Origin of the sequence: Flavobacterium xinjiangense (assembly GCF_900142885.1) — a bacterium.
Classification (GTDB): domain Bacteria; phylum Bacteroidota; class Bacteroidia; order Flavobacteriales; family Flavobacteriaceae; genus Flavobacterium; species Flavobacterium xinjiangense.
Map to the genome: position 1 here is coordinate 114,559 of NZ_FRCL01000005.1, position 17,720 is coordinate 132,278.

At 33.4% G+C, this 17,720-nt stretch carries 13 protein-coding genes; 7 read left to right on the forward strand and 6 right to left on the reverse strand.

Going from position 1 to position 17,720, the window contains the following annotated elements; genetic code table 11:
• Positions 1 to 645: 645 nt before the first annotated feature.
• From BUC23_RS07790 to BUC23_RS07800, 3 genes are all read right to left on the reverse strand, one after another.
• Entirely contained in the window at positions 646 to 1,314 is a 669-nt protein-coding gene (locus BUC23_RS07790; protein ID WP_073208035.1) for an FAD-binding oxidoreductase, read from the reverse strand.
• 337 nt (positions 1,315 to 1,651) lie between these two features.
• Complete coding sequence (locus tag BUC23_RS07795; protein WP_073208037.1) at positions 1,652 to 2,038, reverse strand: response regulator; 387 nt, start codon at positions 2,036 to 2,038, stop codon at positions 1,652 to 1,654.
• Entirely contained in the window at positions 2,031 to 5,066 is a 3,036-nt protein-coding gene (locus tag BUC23_RS07800) for a PAS domain S-box protein (RefSeq protein WP_073208040.1), read from the reverse strand. Before BUC23_RS07800 ends, BUC23_RS07795 begins: the two co-directional genes overlap by 8 nt.
• 427 nt (positions 5,067 to 5,493) lie before the next feature.
• Here BUC23_RS07800 and BUC23_RS07805 point away from each other — a divergent pair, with 427 nt between their 5' ends.
• The 6 genes from BUC23_RS07805 to BUC23_RS07830 all read left to right on the forward strand — a co-directional run bounded on the left by BUC23_RS07805 (position 5,494) and on the right by BUC23_RS07830 (position 13,066).
• Positions 5,494 to 8,634 (forward strand): PAS domain S-box protein, encoded by a 3,141-nt coding sequence (locus BUC23_RS07805; RefSeq protein WP_073208043.1) that lies wholly within the window; start codon positions 5,494 to 5,496, stop codon positions 8,632 to 8,634.
• Positions 8,635 to 9,363 carry a sensor histidine kinase gene (locus BUC23_RS07810; protein ID WP_073208046.1) on the forward strand — a complete coding sequence of 243 codons (729 nt, stop codon included), beginning with the start codon at positions 8,635 to 8,637 and terminating at the stop codon, positions 9,361 to 9,363.
• Between the two features lie 18 nt (positions 9,364 to 9,381).
• Entirely contained in the window at positions 9,382 to 9,777 is a 396-nt protein-coding gene (locus BUC23_RS07815) for a response regulator (RefSeq protein ID WP_244153790.1), read from the forward strand.
• A gap of 20 nt (positions 9,778 to 9,797) precedes the next feature.
• Entirely contained in the window at positions 9,798 to 10,214 is a 417-nt protein-coding gene (locus tag BUC23_RS07820; protein WP_073208051.1) for a response regulator, read from the forward strand.
• Positions 10,215 to 10,227: 13 nt separating this feature from the next.
• Positions 10,228 to 12,582, forward strand: a complete 2,355-nt coding sequence (locus tag BUC23_RS07825; RefSeq protein ID WP_073208054.1) for a hybrid sensor histidine kinase/response regulator — start codon at positions 10,228 to 10,230, stop codon at positions 12,580 to 12,582.
• A gap of 124 nt (positions 12,583 to 12,706) precedes the next feature.
• Positions 12,707 to 13,066 (forward strand): response regulator transcription factor, encoded by a 360-nt coding sequence (locus BUC23_RS07830; protein WP_073208057.1) that lies wholly within the window; start codon positions 12,707 to 12,709, stop codon positions 13,064 to 13,066.
• Between the two features lie 78 nt (positions 13,067 to 13,144).
• Here the strand turns inward: BUC23_RS07830 and BUC23_RS07835 are convergent, their stop codons facing one another.
• Positions 13,145 to 13,768 (reverse strand): murein L,D-transpeptidase catalytic domain-containing protein, encoded by a 624-nt coding sequence (locus BUC23_RS07835; RefSeq protein WP_084538318.1) that lies wholly within the window; start codon positions 13,766 to 13,768, stop codon positions 13,145 to 13,147.
• A gap of 476 nt (positions 13,769 to 14,244) precedes the next feature.
• Here BUC23_RS07835 and BUC23_RS07840 point away from each other — a divergent pair, with 476 nt between their 5' ends.
• On the forward strand, positions 14,245 to 15,789 hold the full coding sequence (locus tag BUC23_RS07840; protein WP_407918677.1) for an SDR family oxidoreductase: 1,545 nt from the start codon (positions 14,245 to 14,247) through the stop codon (positions 15,787 to 15,789).
• 328 nt (positions 15,790 to 16,117) lie between these two features.
• Here BUC23_RS07840 and BUC23_RS07845 read toward each other — a convergent pair whose 3' ends face one another.
• Both BUC23_RS07845 and BUC23_RS07850 read right to left on the reverse strand, forming a co-directional pair.
• Positions 16,118 to 16,600 (reverse strand): nuclear transport factor 2 family protein, encoded by a 483-nt coding sequence (locus BUC23_RS07845; RefSeq protein WP_167365566.1) that lies wholly within the window; start codon positions 16,598 to 16,600, stop codon positions 16,118 to 16,120.
• 497 nt (positions 16,601 to 17,097) lie between these two features.
• On the reverse strand, positions 17,098 to 17,508 hold the full coding sequence (locus BUC23_RS07850) for a nuclear transport factor 2 family protein (protein ID WP_073208066.1): 411 nt from the start codon (positions 17,506 to 17,508) through the stop codon (positions 17,098 to 17,100).
• Between the last annotated feature and the right edge of the window lie 212 nt (positions 17,509 to 17,720).

Sequence of the window (17,720 nt, forward strand, 5' to 3'; positions counted from 1 at the left end):
TAAATAATAGTAAACCATTATTTTGGCTAAATAAGACAATAGAAAAATTTTTGTGACAGGCTTTTTTTTAGTTTTTAAAAAATTAAAAACAAGTTGTCCAAGCGTACTTTTGTATTAAAAGCCGGTTTTAGAGCTAAGATGAAAGAGTAGTAGGATTTCTCTTTTTGATGTATCTTATTCTAGTAAATTTAATCAAATAATGTTTTTGCAGGTACAAAATACGATGTTTTTTTGAAATTAACTATGTGTTAAACAATCAATTATGATTTGATTGGAATTTTTGACCGTTGTCGGATTTTTAGGTTCAGTCATCGATTTTTTTTGAATTTTATGAAAAAATAAATTCAGATTCTGGAGGTTTTATTTTTATCAGAAATAATAATTTAATAGGACTGTCCGCTTTGCGGATTTTTTTTTCTTTAGGCCACAGATTTATAAGTCTAATTCACTTTTCGCTAATCTGTGGAAATCCTTTAAATCTGTGGCCAAAAATTTTGTTTGGAATTAGTTGTGGATAGTCTTATAATTTAAAAGGCAATGCAACTTTTTCTGAATTGACTTTAAGATGGGAATTCCGCGAAATATTTTTTTGGACAAAAAATTAGTGTTACTTGGTAGAGAATATCTTGCTGTGCTTTGAGTGCATTACATTTCAATTACAATAATATCAATACTTGCACCTAGCTCCATTAAGTCTTTGGTAATGCTTTTTACGAACTCAGTTGGTCCGCATACATAAAAATGCTGCCCGAAGTCGGATATATGATCAATTAGGTAGGAACGATCAATTCTTCGTCCTCTAAAACCCAAAACGTTTTCACGGGTGAACAGTTTGATAAAATTGTCTTTAAGCATCTCCTGCAACTCGTCTTGCATAATGACATCTTCGGAGGTTTTGTTGCTGTATATTAGGCTGTTGCCTTCAATCCGATTTTTATGATACAAATCACGGAAAATTGAAATAAAGGGGGTGATTCCCGCACCACCAGCAATAAAAACGCCTGGGCCTTTGTATTGAATTGCCCCAAAAACATCGTGCAGAATCAATTCGGCACCTGCATTCGTTCGGCCTAACATATTGGTTACGCCTTGATGATCTCTATAGATCTTGATCATAAATTCGAGATAGTCCTGTTCTCTCAGGCAGGTAAAGGTAAAAGGCCGTAATTGATTCTTCCATAATGGGAGATTTACGGAAACTTCGGTTGCCTGACCTGGTATAAAATCAAAGCCTGCAGGTTTTTCAACTGTAAAGCATTTTACATCGTGGGTAATGTAAACCGCTTTTATCACTTTAACAATATGAGTATCCATAATAATTGGTTTAAATTTTATTATTAACCGTGTTTATGGTATTTAAATTTTTGTTTGGGTCAAATATTTATTGGGATAAAAACCACTACATAAATTTACTTAAAAAAATAGAAAAATGATTATTTTTTTTAATATGTATTTGATTTTTAGGTTTTTGTAAGTTTGTTTTTGTTGCGTTCGAGACAGTTTTAGGGAACTGAAAAGCTATTTTTGCACCCGAAAAAAAAACATATTTATAAAGTTACAGTAAACGGAAAGATGGAATTTTAAATGTAACAAGAACTAAAATCAACGTTTTATATATTTTAGCTCTTGTTGAATAGAAATAATTTACTCTTTATTCCATAAGCTTTTTTAACTCAGCCATAGTGATAGGTTTTACCAGATAATTACTAACGGCATCGTAAGTTTTGGCTTTTTCGATATCCGCTGGATCGACAGAACTGGTCATTATGTAAATCGTGATAGGATTTGCATGTGGAATTTTTATAAACTCGTCCAGAAATTGCCATCCATCCCATATTGGCATATTCAAATCCAAAAGGATCAAATCAGGAAGTTTCTCATCAGCAATAATAATGGCTTTTAGTTTATCAAATGCTTCTTTTCCATTTCTAAAAATCATGAAGCTTTCGCAAAAGTTAGCAATTTCCATTATTCTTTTTGTTCCAAAAACAAAAATAGGGTCGTCATCAATAATACAGGCAATGTCAATTTTAGGCATATTTAAAATATAATTTAAAAGTTGTTCCTTTATCTAAGTCACTCGTGACTTTTATTTTGCCGCTGATGGCTTCAATTTGGTTTTTGGTAATAAAGAGACCTATACCACGAGCGTCTGAATTCCCATGAAATGTTTTGTACATTCCAAATAGTTTACCACTATGTTTTTTCAGGTCAATTCCCAGGCCATTATCCTCGATATGTAAAACTACAAAATCATTCTCTATTTCAGTATATAATTTTATAAACGCGGAACGTTTATCGGATTTATATTTCACAGCATTCGATAGGAAATTCAGTAAAATACTATCAACATAAGCTGAAATACCTAATATTTCCAGATTTGGATCTACTTCGTTATAAATGGTTACGTTTGAAATTTTCGCAAGAGCATTAATACTATTAATGGACGTTTTTAAAGATTTTTGTAGATTGATAGTTATTAGGTTTTCACTTATTGTAGTGTTCATTAATACTACCTCGTTAAGATGTCCAATCGTTTCTTTTAAATTTTTTGAAGCACCATCTAATAATTGGACAATTTCGTTTTCTGCGTATGTTGGGTTTTCATATAGCAGCAAATCGAGCATCATAGCTATATTTCCGGAATGTGATCTAAGATTATGTGAAACAATATGAGCGAAATTTTTTAACCGCTCATTTTGGTCTTTAGTTACGTGGAGCAGAGATTGTATCTCATTTTCAGCTTTTTTAATTATGCTGATATCGACCGCAATTCCTAAATACCCAATTATAATGTCTCTATTTTTTACAGCTGTAACGGTTAGTTGCACCGGGAACTGACTACCGTCTTTTTTTACATAGGTCCATTCTCGCGTTTCAAATTCACCATTATTTGCTGCGTGGGTAAAAACATTAAAGCCTTCTATTTTACAGTTATTTTCAGAACTTAGCTCTATTCCTCTGGCTATAATTTCTTCTTTCAGATGAATGGCTTCCGGTGTTTTTAAAAAAATAATTTCCTCCTTTAGGTACCCCAATAGATTTTCTGCGCCAACATTGAAAGTGGTAATAATTCCATTAACATCAGTCTCAATAATTGAAACCTGAGTGCTGGCATCAAAAATACCCTGAATCTTAGATAATGCGTGTTCCAGTTCTTTTTCTGCTCTTTTTTGGGCAGTTATATCTATTATCTGTGAAATAAAATATATAGGTTTATTGTCTTCGTCTCTTACAAGAGAAGCGGCCAAAATGATAGAAACAATACTTCCATCTTTACAGAGGTATCTTTTTTCCATATGATAGAAACTTCTTTTCCCATCAATAAGTTCCTGGAGCAAGTTGAGGTCCGTATCTAAGTCATCTGGATGGGTAATATCCTGAAAAGTAAGTAGCATCAATTCCTCTTCATTATATCCAACTATCTCACATAGACTTTTATTTACTTTGAGCCATTGTCCAGATTCATTAAGTAAAGCCATTCCTATAGCTGCACTTTCAAAGTTTCCTCTAAAAGCTTCTTCGCTGATGCGGAGTTGTTCTTCGGTCTTTTTTCTGGCTGTGATATCGGTGGTGTACATTATTAATCCTCCTACTGTTCCATTATCGGTATACCAGGGTTTAACTTCCCATTTTAACCAATGGAATGTACCGTCGCTTCGAACAAATTTATCTTCATCTCTTTTTTTCGTTATTCCGCTTAGACATTCACGATGAATTTGCTTCCATTCTTCCCCGATTTCCGGGAATATTTCATAATGTGATTTGCCTATTATGGTTTTGTCTTGTAGTCCGTAATCATCTCTCCATTTTTCCGATGAAGCTAAGTAGCATAAGTTCGTATCAAACATAGCTATTGCCGTAGGGGTTTGTTCGATAAAAAGCTTGTTTCGTTCAAAGGTTTTCTTGTATTCAGTGATGTCTGAATGAGTGCCGTACATCATTAACGGTAAACCTTCTTCAGTCCAACTGATAACTTTTCCACGGTCTAAAACCCATATCCATTCGCCATTTTTATGTTTCATTCTACATTCACAATTGTAGAACTCTGATTTTTTTTCGAAACAGTTATTTAGCTTTTCACCGGAAGTAATCAAATCATCAGGATGAGCCAGATCGATCCAGGTTTGAATGCTTATGGGTTCCAGTTCTTCGAGCGTGTATCCTATAATTTCTGCCCAACGTTTATTAAAATGGGCTTCTCCCGTTTGTACATTCCATTCCCAAGTACCGGAATTTGTGCCTTCGAGTACACTTTGCAGTTTCTCTTTTTCCTGAATCAAGGCCAATTTGGCTTCTTTTTCAGTATGAATATCTTGAAATGTACCATATATTCTGGTGCATACACCATTAGAAAACTCTGTTTGACCTATAGATCTTATCCATCGCGTATTATTTTCAGCAGTTACTATTTGCAACTTATGGTCAAATGGGGCGCCTTCACTAATAGCTAATCCCACAGAAGCTATTATTTGAGCTCTACTATCGCCTTCTTTGTAAAAATTTATTGCAGTATCTAAATTGGGCTCGTAATCAGCGCCAACTTCGTGAATTTCTTTGGTTACTGGACTCCAATGTAACGTTTGAGAGATTAAATCCACTTCCCAGTATCCTATACGGGCTGCGGAATTACAGTTTTTTAAGAATTCTTCTTGCTTTTTTAGGTGTGTTATATCGGTATGGGCACCAAGCATTCTGATTGCTTTCCCGTTTTGATCCCGTATGGCTTTCCCGCTACATTTTATCCAAACCGTAGTCCCATTTTTATGTTTGTATCGGGCTATTTGCTCGTATAAATGACTGGGGTTTTCGCAATGTTTGATAAAATTTTCGGTTGCTTTTTTTAAATCATCGGTGTGAATAATGTCCTGCCAAGATGCAGACTTATGAGGCATTTCTAGAGGATCATAGCCTAGTGTTGTCCAAAATTTAGGATTCATCCATTCTTCTTCAGGTTTTTCTAAATCCCAATACCATAGTCCATCTAATGCGGATTCCTGAATGAAATCAAAAATAGAATTGTCTATTTTGATAAGTTCGTATAATTCTTTTTTGAGGTAGCTCATCCGTTTTGAACAAATAGTTATTGAATCAAAAATAGATTTATTTTTCCTATTCACAAATTTTTTTAACTTTTGAAAAGCACAAAAAAGGTAGAATTGTAGTACAAAAGATAACTGTTTAAAAAAAAGTGTTTCGCTTTAAAGAGTTATTGCATTGAAGAAAAAAACAAGAATGAGATTTTTGTGTGAAAGTTTATTCTTTTATCTAATGTTAATTTTAGAGTCAAGAATCCACAAATTTAAGTTTGATTTTAGTTTTTATCATATAAAATGGGATTAAGACTCCAATTATTCAAAAAAAAAATTATTTTTGTACGTACACCTTCTTAAAGCGGGAAGTGCTATAAATTTGTTAGCTAATAATCAAAAGGTATTTAAACGGATTTGAATTCATATTTAATGAAATTTAAAAGAATAACCACCCAAATTAATGAAAAAAATCCCGTTACCTACAAATGAATCTGACAGATTAACTGCCCTTGAAAGTTATTCAATTATGGATACTTTGCCTGAAAAAGAGTATGACGCAATAACACAACTGGCCTCCTACATTTGCGGAACACCAATAGCTTTAGTCAGTTTATTGGATAAAGAAAGACAGTGGTTTAAATCAAGTGTTGGATTAGGAGCGTCCGAAACTCCGAGAGAGATTTCGTTTTGCCAATATGCCATCATGGGAGAGGAAGTCTATGAAGTTACAAATGCTTCAGAGAATAAATTATTTGCTGATAATCCTCTGGTAACTGGCAATCCTGACATTCGATTCTATGCGGGAGCACCTCTAAAAGATTCAGATGGTTTTAATTTAGGATCGCTGTGCGTTATTGATACAGTACCTAGGACCTTGAATGCAGAACAAAAAAATGCTTTAAAACTACTAGCAAACCAAGTCGTTTTATTATTGCAATTGCGAAAAAAGAATGCGGATTTAAATACTACCCAAAAGGAATTTCAGAATTTTATAGATTTGTCAAAGGATTTGGTTTGCATTGCAAATGTGAATGGAATGTTTTTTAAAGTAAATCCTGCTTTTTCGAATGTATTAGGATATTCAAAAGAAGAATTAGAAGGGACGCCTTTTGTTGATTTTGTTCATCCGGATGATTTAGATAAAACTTATAAAGAAGTTGCTAAATTAGCAGAAGGACACAAAACAATCAGTTTTGAAAATCGGTACCGCTGTAAAAATGGCGAATATATAGTGTTAAGCTGGAACACCTCTCCAGATCCTGTTTCTGGAAATTTATATTGTATTGCCAGGGACATGACTATAGAATATCAGCAAAAAGAGAAATTGGTTAAAACTAGTAGCGAATTATCGGCAATTCTTAATTCTACTGATTTTTCAATAATATCCTCTGATCTAGATGGAACGATTAAAGAATTCAATAGAGGTGCGGAGATATTACTTGGATATAAATCAGAAGAAGTAATAGGAAAGACCAGTCCATCTATTTTTCACTTATGGGATGAAGTTGTTAAACGAACAGAAGATTTATCAATAGAGTTTGGAAAAGATCTAGCACCTGGATACGATACATTTGTATTCAAAGCGAGAGAATTAGGAGTTGCAGACTCTAATGAGTGGACTTATGTGAGGAAAGACGGTAGTCTGGTCCCAATAGTTTTATCAGTTACAGGAATAAAGAATAGTGAAGGTGAACTGACAGGTTATTTAGGTATATCTAAGGATATTACTAAAGAAAAAGAAATAGAGCTGAATTTATTAAACAGCAATAAATTATTAGACGAATCGCAAAGTATTGCTAAAACGGGGAGTTGGAAATTTGATTTAGTCACGAAGGATTTAGTTTGGTCAAAAGGAAATTATAAAATTTTTGAATTTGAAGAGTTACCTGCGAATAAATTATACGACGCCTATCGAAAGATACTTCGTCCAGAAGTCTTGGTACGTTTGGACAAGGCGATAGAAAAAAGCATAACTACTGGGCAGGATTTTGAGTTTATGAACAGTATTGATTTTAGTGATAACAGAGTTAAACATATTTTGACACTAGGCCAAGTTATTAAAAATGAATTTGGACAGGTAATTGGTGCCCAGGGAAGTACTCAGGATATTACTGAAAAAATGATCGCTGAACAAAATTTAATAAAGAGTAATAAATTATTAGATGAATCGCAAAGTATTGCTAAAATTGGAAGTTGGAAATTTAATTTAATTACAAAAGATCTTATGCTGTCTAAAGGGCACTACAGCATCTTTGAATTAGATGGTGTTCCTGCAGACCAATTGTATAAATCGTATCGCAATAGAATACATTATGACGATTTAACGACACTGGATGAGTTTGATGAAAATGTTATAAAAACAGGGGAAGATTATAAAACGAATTATCGAATTTTATTTCCTGATAATAGGATAAAATACATATCCGAAATAGGTCAACCGTTTAAAAATGGAAAAGGGGAAGTGATTGGACTTCAGGGATCTATATTAGATGTTACTGAAAAAACCCTTGCAGAGCAAAAGATTGCTGAAAAAGCAAAAGAAATAAATGATATCAGATCCGCATTAGATGAGTCTACAATTGTAACAATTACAGATCAAAAAGGAGTAATCACTTTTGTAAACGACAAGTTTTGCTCTATTTCTAAATATTCAAAAGAAGAACTTATTGGGCAATATCACTACGTTGACAACCCAGAGTACCAATTAAATCAATTTATAAAGAACATTTGGAAAACAATTGCCAATGGCAAAGTATGGAAGGGAGATATAAAAAATAGAGCAAAAGACGGATCCCATTATTGGGTAAATTCAACTATTGTTCCATTTTTGGATAATGAGGGGAAACCGTATCAATATATAGCTATAAGCTCAGATGTTACGGAACAGAAATTAGCCAAAGAAAATTTAGATAATGCCCTGGTAGACCTTGAAAAAACGAATAAAGAATTAGATCAATTTGCTTATATTGTTTCACATGATCTTAAGGCACCCTTGCGTGCCATAAACAATCTTTCAGAATGGATTGTCGAGGATATGCCTGAAATGCCTGAGGCTGTAAATTCTAATTTTGGATTGTTACGCGGTCGAATTATGCGTATGGAGAATTTAATTAATGGCGTATTAGAATATTCCCGTATTGGTAGGACAAAAATTGAAAAACAAGATACTGACTTGAAAATTATGTTACATCAGATTGTTGATTCAATTGTTCCAACCGAAGGATTTGAAATTTACATTGCTGACAACATTCCTGAAATAAAAATTGCAAGAATATTGTTTCAACAGTTGTTCAGTAATCTAATAAGTAATAGCGTAAAGTATAATGACAAGCCAATAGGAAAAATAGAATGTTTCTATGAATCTTTGCCTGATTTCCACCAGTTCACCGTAAAAGATAATGGACCCGGAATTGCGGAAGAATACCATAAAAAGGTATTTAAAGTTTTTCAAACCATTGAAGCACGTGACAAAAAAGAAAGTACCGGTATTGGATTGTCAATTGTTCAAAAGATAATTGACGAAGCGGGAGGAACCATTCGCATAGAATCGGAAGAGGGTAAAGGGGCAAGTTTTATTTTTACAATTCCTAAAGAAATTTAGATGGAAGAGTCAGCTAAAAGTTGTCAGGAAGAGTTATCAGCACTAAAAAAAGAGTATGAAGACTTTGTCTATATTGTTTCTCATGACATAAAAACACCCATGAGAGCTATCTCTAACATAACAACATGGATTGAAGATGATCTAGGTCCTGATGCTGGTGCAGATATTTTAAATAATTTCACATTATTAAAAAATAGGGTAGGACGTCTTGAAAATATGTTGAATGCTTTACTGGAACTATCAAGAGTCAACAGAACCGAAATGGAACTGTACGAAGTTAATTTTCCTAAGATGGTGGAGGAATGTATCGCTAGTCTGGATAATGGAGTAAATGTTAAGTTTCACGTAAATTATAATTTGTCCAATGAAAACTGCATTACCTTGGGGAAAAAATTGAATAAGGTTGTTTTTAATTTGCTAGACAATGCGGTTCGATTTCACGATAAAGAAATCAAAAATGTGTTTGTGGATGTCCGTGAAAATGAAAGCGATTATGAAATAAAAATAAGTGATGATGGTCCCGGTATAGCGGAAGAAGTGAGAAATAAGATTTTCGCTATTTTTTATACCGTCAATTCAAAAGACGTTTTAGATTCGACAGGAGCAGGGTTAACAATTAGCAGCAAAATAGTAGAAATGGTTGGTGGAAAAATTTACTACACGCCAGGAATAAATAATGGTTCAATTTTTCAGATTAATTGGCCAAAAATAATAAGCTTAAAAAATTAAATTATGATACAAAAATTGGTGAATATCTTATTAGTAGAAGACGATGAGGTTGATGTAATGAATGTGAAAAGAGCCTTTTCAAAAAATAATATAAAAAATGAACTTTTTGTTGCCGGTAACGGAGTCGAAGCCCTAGATATGCTGCGTACATCAATTGTTCCTTTGCCAAGAATTATTATTTTGGACATTAATATGCCAAAAATGAATGGGATTGAATTTCTTAAAAATTTAAGAGATGATGAAAATCTTAAAAACATATCTGTCTTTGTCATGACTACTTCTAATGAAGATAGTGATAAGATTAATGCTTACAATCTTAATGTTGCGGGATACATTTTGAAACCATTGTCTTTTGAAAAATTTATTACTTCAGTTGCTACACTAAAGAATTTTTGGTCATTATGTGAGATGTAAAATTTTAAACAATATAATCTATGGTAGGTGCAAACATATTATTAGTGGATACTTGTAAAACTTATTTCGAAAATGCTGCAAAAGCATTTTCTGAAATCGGTATCCAGGCTACTTTACGTTTTGCAAAGAACGACATCGAAGCATGGTCAATGCTTAAAGGAGATGATAAATTATTGCCAATACCAAAAATTATGTTGATTGATATTAATGCTGAAGGATTAAACGGCATTGATTTAATAAATAAGATTAGACTTGATTTTGAACTAAAATCGATTTTAATATTCGTGGTCAGCGATGTAAATAACAGTGAAAATAAACGTGCTGCTTTAAACTTGAATATCGCAGGATATATGCATAAGCCATTTGAAAAAGGAGAAATGATCGATTTTTTTTCAACTTTGAATGATTATTGGAATAGTATAGAATTTTCAAGCTAAAATAAATTTAAACATGGCTGTTACTTTAAAAATATTAATAATTGATGACGACAAAGTCGATACGGTAACCATAATTCGTTCGATATCACATTCGGGAATTATTGCTGATGTTGAAAGTGCTTTTTCGGCTCGAGATGGAATAGAAAAGATTAAGTCAGTTAATTATGATTTGATCTTTTTAGATTATATGATGCCGGATAGTGACGGAATTTCATTTCTGAAAAAACTAAGAGATTTAGATATAGAAACTCCAGTTATTTTTGTGACTTCGCAAGGGGATGAAAAAATTGCAAGTCAGGCTATATTAGGAGGCGCGTCAGATTATATCCCAAAAACATTATTGACTCCTGACGGTGTTTCGCAAAGTATTAGAAACGCACTTAAACTACACGAAAGTCTTATCCTTCGTAAAAAGACGGAGGTAGCTTTAAAACTAAATGCAAAAAGACTTTTTGAAGCGCAACAACTAGCAAAAATAGGAAGCTGGGAAATTAATCTAAAGGACGGTGAAGTATTTATTTCGGATCAATTCTATTCTATTTTTGAAATCGAGAATGATAATAGGCCGACGATTGACCTGTTAAAATCACGGTTGATTAATGCGACTGATGTCCTACTTTTTGAAAAGAACCTTAACTACGTTAAAGAAAATAATTCAGAAGTACAGTTTACCCACAGTTTAATCAGTAAAAACGGTACAATCAAATATATCAACGAATATATAAAATGCTTGAATGGAGAACAGAATGAACCACTCAAAATTTTAGGGACTATTCAAGATGTCAGTGATCAAAAGGAAATAGAAAGAGAATTAATAAAAGCAAGAGATTTAGCAGAACAATCAACTCGCGTAAAAGAGCAGTTTCTGACTAATATGAGTCATGAAATTCGTACGCCAATGAATGGAATTCTGGGATTTGCAAAAATTCTGGATGGCACTAATTTAGATGACGAACAAAAGCAAAGTGTCAATGCTATAAAGAGAGCAGGTAAGAATTTAATGATTGTCATTAATGATATCCTAGATTTCTCTAAAATTGAAGCTGATAAAATGATATTTGAAGAAGTAGATTTTTCTTTGTCTCAAAATATAAAAGCAGTAATTGAGCTACTTTCTCCAATTGCAAACGATAAAAAAATAAAATTAATTTTTAACATTGACAACACAATAGATAATTTTTTGATTGGAGATCCTACAAGATTGTCCCAAATTTTAATCAATTTGATTGGAAATGCCTTGAAATTTACGGATAAAGGGTATGTTGAATTAATTGTTTCTCAGTTGAAAGAATCAGAAACGGAAAGTTTTTTAGAATTTGCAATAATTGATACCGGAGTAGGTATTCCTCACGATAAAATCGATTCAATTTTTGAAAGTTTTAATCAGGCGTCAAATGAAACAACAAGAAAATTTGGAGGGACAGGTCTAGGGCTTACCATAACCCGCAGACTTATTGAATTGCAGGGAGGTTCAATTGCAGTAGAAAGTGAAATTGATAAAGGAAGTAAATTTTCATTTTTAATTCAATTTAAAAAGGCGCAAAAAGGAATTGTTAAAACGGTGAAATTAAAGAAAGAGAAGATAAATCCTGATTTCCTGAAAAATACTAATATCCTTTTAGTCGAAGATAATGAACTCAACCAACTTTTAGCGGTTAAAGTTTTTGCGAAATTTGATAAAACAATTGATATTGCCGATAATGGAAAAATTGCAATTGATAAAATAGAGAAAAACAGCTATGACATCATTTTGATGGATATTCAAATGCCGGAAATGGACGGTATTGAATTAACCAAGTACATACGAACACACTTTGGAGCGAAATCAAAAACACCAATAATTGCATTAACTGCGCATGCCACTTCAATTGAAGAAAAACGTTGCCTAGATAATGGGATGAATGATTATCTATCTAAGCCATTTGATTTTAATGAATTAATTGAAAAAATATATCATAATTTAATGAATGCTAATAATAACAGTTTTATTGACGAACCAAATCAGGAAATAAATACCCCAAAACTTGTAGATTTTACCTATTTAAATGAATTTGCCGAGGGTGACGCGGCTTTTATTCAAAAGATGGTAGATTTGTTTATGCAAAATCTCCCTTTGGCTTTAGAAATAATATTGAATTCAAACCAAACGGATGATATTAAAATTTTAAAAGCTGAAATTCATAAATTGAAATCGTCAATCACTTTGTTAGGAATTGTACCTGCATCTAAAAGTATTGAAATCATTGAAAATGAAATCGAAGTAAATCCTTTCGGTGAGAAGCGAAAAGAAGAAGTTGAAAAGTTTAATGACATCTGCCAGCAGGTTTTTGCAGAATTGGAAATGCGATGTGGTTATGCCAATAAATAGAGGAGTTATAAATTGATATTTAAATACAATTTTAAGAGTTTTTAATCAACATGTTTTCTTTAAAAAAAACAATTATTTTAAGTTACACCTGTTTAATTTTGCTTTAAAAAAATAATAGTAAAAAATGAAAATATTAATTGCTGAGGATGATGAGATGATGTTAAAAACCATGGAGTTTAAACTAAGTCGCGAAGGATATAAAGTCATTTCATGTAGTGATGGCAAAGAAGCATTAGAAAAAATAGTCTCGGAAAATCCCGATTTAATTATTTCCGACATAGAGATGCCGTTTGCTTCAGGTCTTGATATAGTAAATAAAGTAAAAATCGAATTGAAACTGGATATTCCAATCATTATTTTGTCTGCCGTAGGTTTAGAAAAAACGGTGTTGAAAGCTTTTGAATTAGGTACAGATGATTTTATAACCAAGCCATTTAGTCCAAACGAATTGATAGTAAGGATTAAGCGATTGTTGATGAGATAAATAATAATCAAATCTGCCCATACGTTGCGAGTTTTGATGTTCACGAGTTCTAACAAATACTCAGTAATATTAATGTGTTTAATAGTAAATATCTAAAACAATATTTCCTTTAGAGTTGTCAATTATTTTTTCAATTCGGGAATAATAGATATCATTTACCATAGGACAACCAAAACTGTAACCTATTGGTTTATCTTGTTCTTCATAAGGCAATTTTTGATTTTTATGCAACACAATGTTTCGTACTTCTGCATTGTTGTTTGTAGCATCTAATCCATATAATTTGTAGGCTTTACCGTATTGTCCATAGTAGCTATTCCCTACAGAATATTTGCCTAATGAAGTACAAAGGGAATTATTTTCATTACTGAATTTTAATTTCCCCTCCGGATCAATTCTTGAACCAAAACCTTGAGCAACTAAACCCTGATCAATTATTTTATCATTTTTTAAGTCATAAATGAAAAATCTGTTTTTTCCAGACATGATTTCCATATCGATAAAAAAAGCAATTTCATTATTATAATTTGGATTTGTGCGGACTAAATCCTTTATAATATTAACATGTTTTAAAAGCTTTTCTTCTATTGAATTATCTGACTCAGAAATTGTAGAAGTTGTATTCCCCAAACTTTTTGATGAAATTGTTAAGCTCAATAATAATGTTCCAATTAAAATTAAAGCAAAAATGATTCTTCTCATTTTGTTGTTTTTTAGATAGACGTAAAGTTTTTGTAGATTAATGCTAACTTCTTGCGGCTGTGATGATTTCGGGGAATATTGGCCGTGTTTTATTACTTTACAAAGATATAAAAAAAGCAATTAATCCAACAAACATGACTTTTTTAGAATGCTCTAATTGCAAGTAACTTTCAGTTGTTGATATTGAACAGATCGAGATTCTAAGTTTGAAACTCACTCATATCCGGGTAACTGACAGCTGTTTTCTAGCTTTTTTAAAGTGATTTTCATAAAATGACAATTATTATTGTAAACTGTTAAATTTTGATACAAAAACGATAAAGTAAGAGGAGTAACATAAAAATAAATTTAAATAATTTAGGGCAAATAGTTTGCAGCGACGAACAAAAAAAAAGGAATGACAGCCAAAATTTTAGAACTATATTTGCGGCCTTGGTATTTACGCTGAGATCGATACGATTTTTTTTATAATGAGGATGAATGAAATAGATAATAACAGTGCAATTACTTCAGAAGAAATTGACAAGTGCATCGCTATTTTGGCACAATTGAATACAAATACAGACCAAATATTTGATATTCCTGCAGACCAAAGAATTGCTTTGATTAAAGCGGCAGGTCAGTTTTCCAGACCGAATCGCGATGAGTTTTCACGCAGAGTTAAGGATGGTAAACTTGCAACCAAACGCAAAATGGAAAAGAGGGACAAAACGGCCCGTAAGGAAACAGGAATACGCCATGCGCGTGAAGCGAGTGTTTTTGTTGCACCAAAATTGCTGGCCATGAATGATTTGGCTAATAAAGAACAACTAGAATTAGAGACACCCAGAAATTGTTATGTCTGTAAAACGGAGTTTACTAAATTGCATCACTTTTATGATACCATGTGTACCGATTGTGGCGATTTTAATTATGCAAAACGTTTTCAAACTGCTGATGTAAAAGGACAAATTGCGGTTATAACAGGTTCTCGATTAAAAATAGGATATCATATCACATTAATGCTTTTGCGAGGAGGAGCAACAGTTATTGCAACCACTCGGTTTCCGGTGGATTCGGCTTTGCGTTTTGCTAAGGAAGATGATTTCATTGAGTGGGGGCATCGTTTAAAGATACATGGATTGGATTTACGTCATATTCCGAGTGTCGAGATTTTTTGCAATTTTATTGAGCAAAAATACGAACGTTTAGATATTCTAATCAATAATGCGGCGCAAACGGTGCGACGGCCAGCCGGATTCTATACCCATTTAATGGAAAACGAAGAGCGCCTAATAGCGTCTTTGCCAAAATACGCACAGGATTTATTACTGGATCATACCGATTGTTTGGAGGAATTAAAAGTGTTGACTGCTGGAGTTTCGTCTAATCAAAATATGCCGGTAACCTGGCATGGACCGGAACCGGGAATAGGATTAAGAGCTTCTGCCAAATTATCTCAGATTCCTTATAGTTTTGATAATACACTGGTGGCGAATGAAGTTTTCCCGAAAGGGGAGTTGGATGCTGATTTGCAACAAGTAGATTTGAGAAAGACCAACAGCTGGCGTTTAAAGCTGGGGCAAATAGAAACGACGGAAATGATTGAAGTGCAGCTTGTGAATTCGGTAGCGCCTTTTGTATTGTGTAACCGACTTTCTGAAGTAATGAAAAAAGACAATACCGGACAAAAACACATCATTAATGTGTCAGCAATGGAAGGGAAGTTTCATCGTTTCTTTAAAGAAGCTAGACATCCTCATACTAATATGGCCAAAGCAGCTCTCAATATGCTTACCCATACCGCAGCAGGAGAACTGGCGAAAGTCGGGATTTTCATGAATGCAGTAGATACCGGTTGGGTAACAGATGAAGATCCAGCAGAATTAGCCAAGAAGAAACAGGAACTGGAAGATTTTCAACCGCCACTAGATATTGTTGATGGCGCGGCGCGGGTTATGGATCCGTTGTTTGACGGAATTAATACAGGAAAACACTGGAGCGGAAAATTCTTAAAAGATTACAATCCTATTCCTTGGTAATATTCATGAGTTCATAAAGATCACCGATATCCCCGCGAGGTTAAACCCTTTTTTGAAGGAGAATTCGGTCACAATAATAATTTGCTATGCAAGGTTATTGAGTCCTCCATTTGGCATTTCACGGCTTATACTTTTAGAAGTAAAAAAAGAAGGTTAAATGTTGTTAAAGTGTAATTAAGCAGAACTGTACAGTAAAAGCATCATCCGCGTCTGTCCAACAATTAACCTTCTTTTTTATTTCTTTTAATCTTGTTGTTTTGCGTGTATCTAATTTTATTTTTCAAACGTTTCTGTTAGAGTTGGCGAAACATGAATTTTTAAAAAAGTATTAATTTTTCGGTTGTGGGTCAGGCGCAAAGTTAGCATGCACCAATTTCCATTTTCCTCCTTGCTTAACATACACACGCGTTGATTTGGCACGATTTGTTTTGGTTTCTCCGTCTTTGTTTTTTGAAACACCGGCAAAATTGTAAGTAAGAATGGCTGTATCTCCGTAAACCTGTACTTTGGAGTTCAACATTTCTGCTGCTACAACACGATTTGGATCTTTTCCACCAGGTTCAGATAATCTCATCGCCATGGACTTGCCATCAAGACGCGTAGAATAATCCGCATTAAATTCGGTGTAATCATCTGCGATGTTTTTAAACTGCTCCGCAATATTTCCCGGATCAGTCATTTCAGCTGCCCATTGGGCTTTAACAATGTTAATAATTTCATCAGCCGTTTGCTGATTTGCCTGCGCGCAAATAGTGTATGGCATAAGAGCCACACCAAAAATCATAATGAATCTAGTAATTAAATTTTTCATTTTATTTTGCATTTAGTTTATGCCTACTCTATTCGGTTTTCGGCTCCCCCTTTTTATTATTTTGCAGGAATACATTTTTATATCCTTTACAAGTATCTTGAAATTTTTTTTTGTTGAAATATGGTAGGTTGGCAATTGATATGACTATTTAAAAGTACTTCAGATAGAAAGTCAACTAACAGCGTTATGCTATCTACGGAGTGCACAATGATTTTTATTGAGAACCATCAGCAATCATTTGATTACAAAAGCCATTTTTCAGTAAATAGCTTGTTCCTCGCAAGCGGTTTTAAACAGTTCTTTTAATGTATTGGCACACACCTTCATAGTGACATCGGAAGTATGCGAATGCTAGGAATATTGGTTTATATGCGCAATTTTTTGCAGTGTACGGTAATTTTGCAAGCTGAGGGCATTCCTTCGCATTTTAAATTAAGAAGGCGAGAGTGACTTGATAACGTGGGATAAATAAAACGAGTTTTGAATCACGAGCAATTTTATCCTTTGGAAGCCATTGCTTCACCATAAGAGTCGTAATATTCTCTATGCTCATATAATTTACCATCTCTGAAATAGAATGCCATAGCCCAATCGCCAGAATAAGGGGTTCCTGTTTTCTTGGATTTTGCATCCCAGTGTCCAAGGGCAACTACCTTATCGCCTTCTCCAATAAGTTCCCTCACCTCAAATTTGGGAAAATCCTTATTTGCATAAATAAGCCTAAAAAATTCTTCCACTCCTTTTTTTCCGTTGTAAACCTGTGCATAAGGCAGTATCTCTGTGGGTCCAGGACAGGTCCATATAATATCATCGGTAACAAGGTCGAGAATAGCTGGAACATTACCTTGCCCGAAATAGTCATAGACGGCTTGGGCAATCTTTTTATTTGTCATTACTGTTGTATCCATTTTTGATAGTTTTATAGTTTGAAATATGTCTCAGATAAATTGCAGGCGACGTTTGCGCTACTTATATCGATTGCTTTGCCCAATACTTCAGATGCAAAAAAAGATTAAATTTATCAGAGTATTGCAGGCTAATTTTTCTTCTAGTCATGCAAATAAAAAAGATGTAAAAGAAGTCATTATTATGTGCTTGAAAAACAGTCCAACTAGGGTAT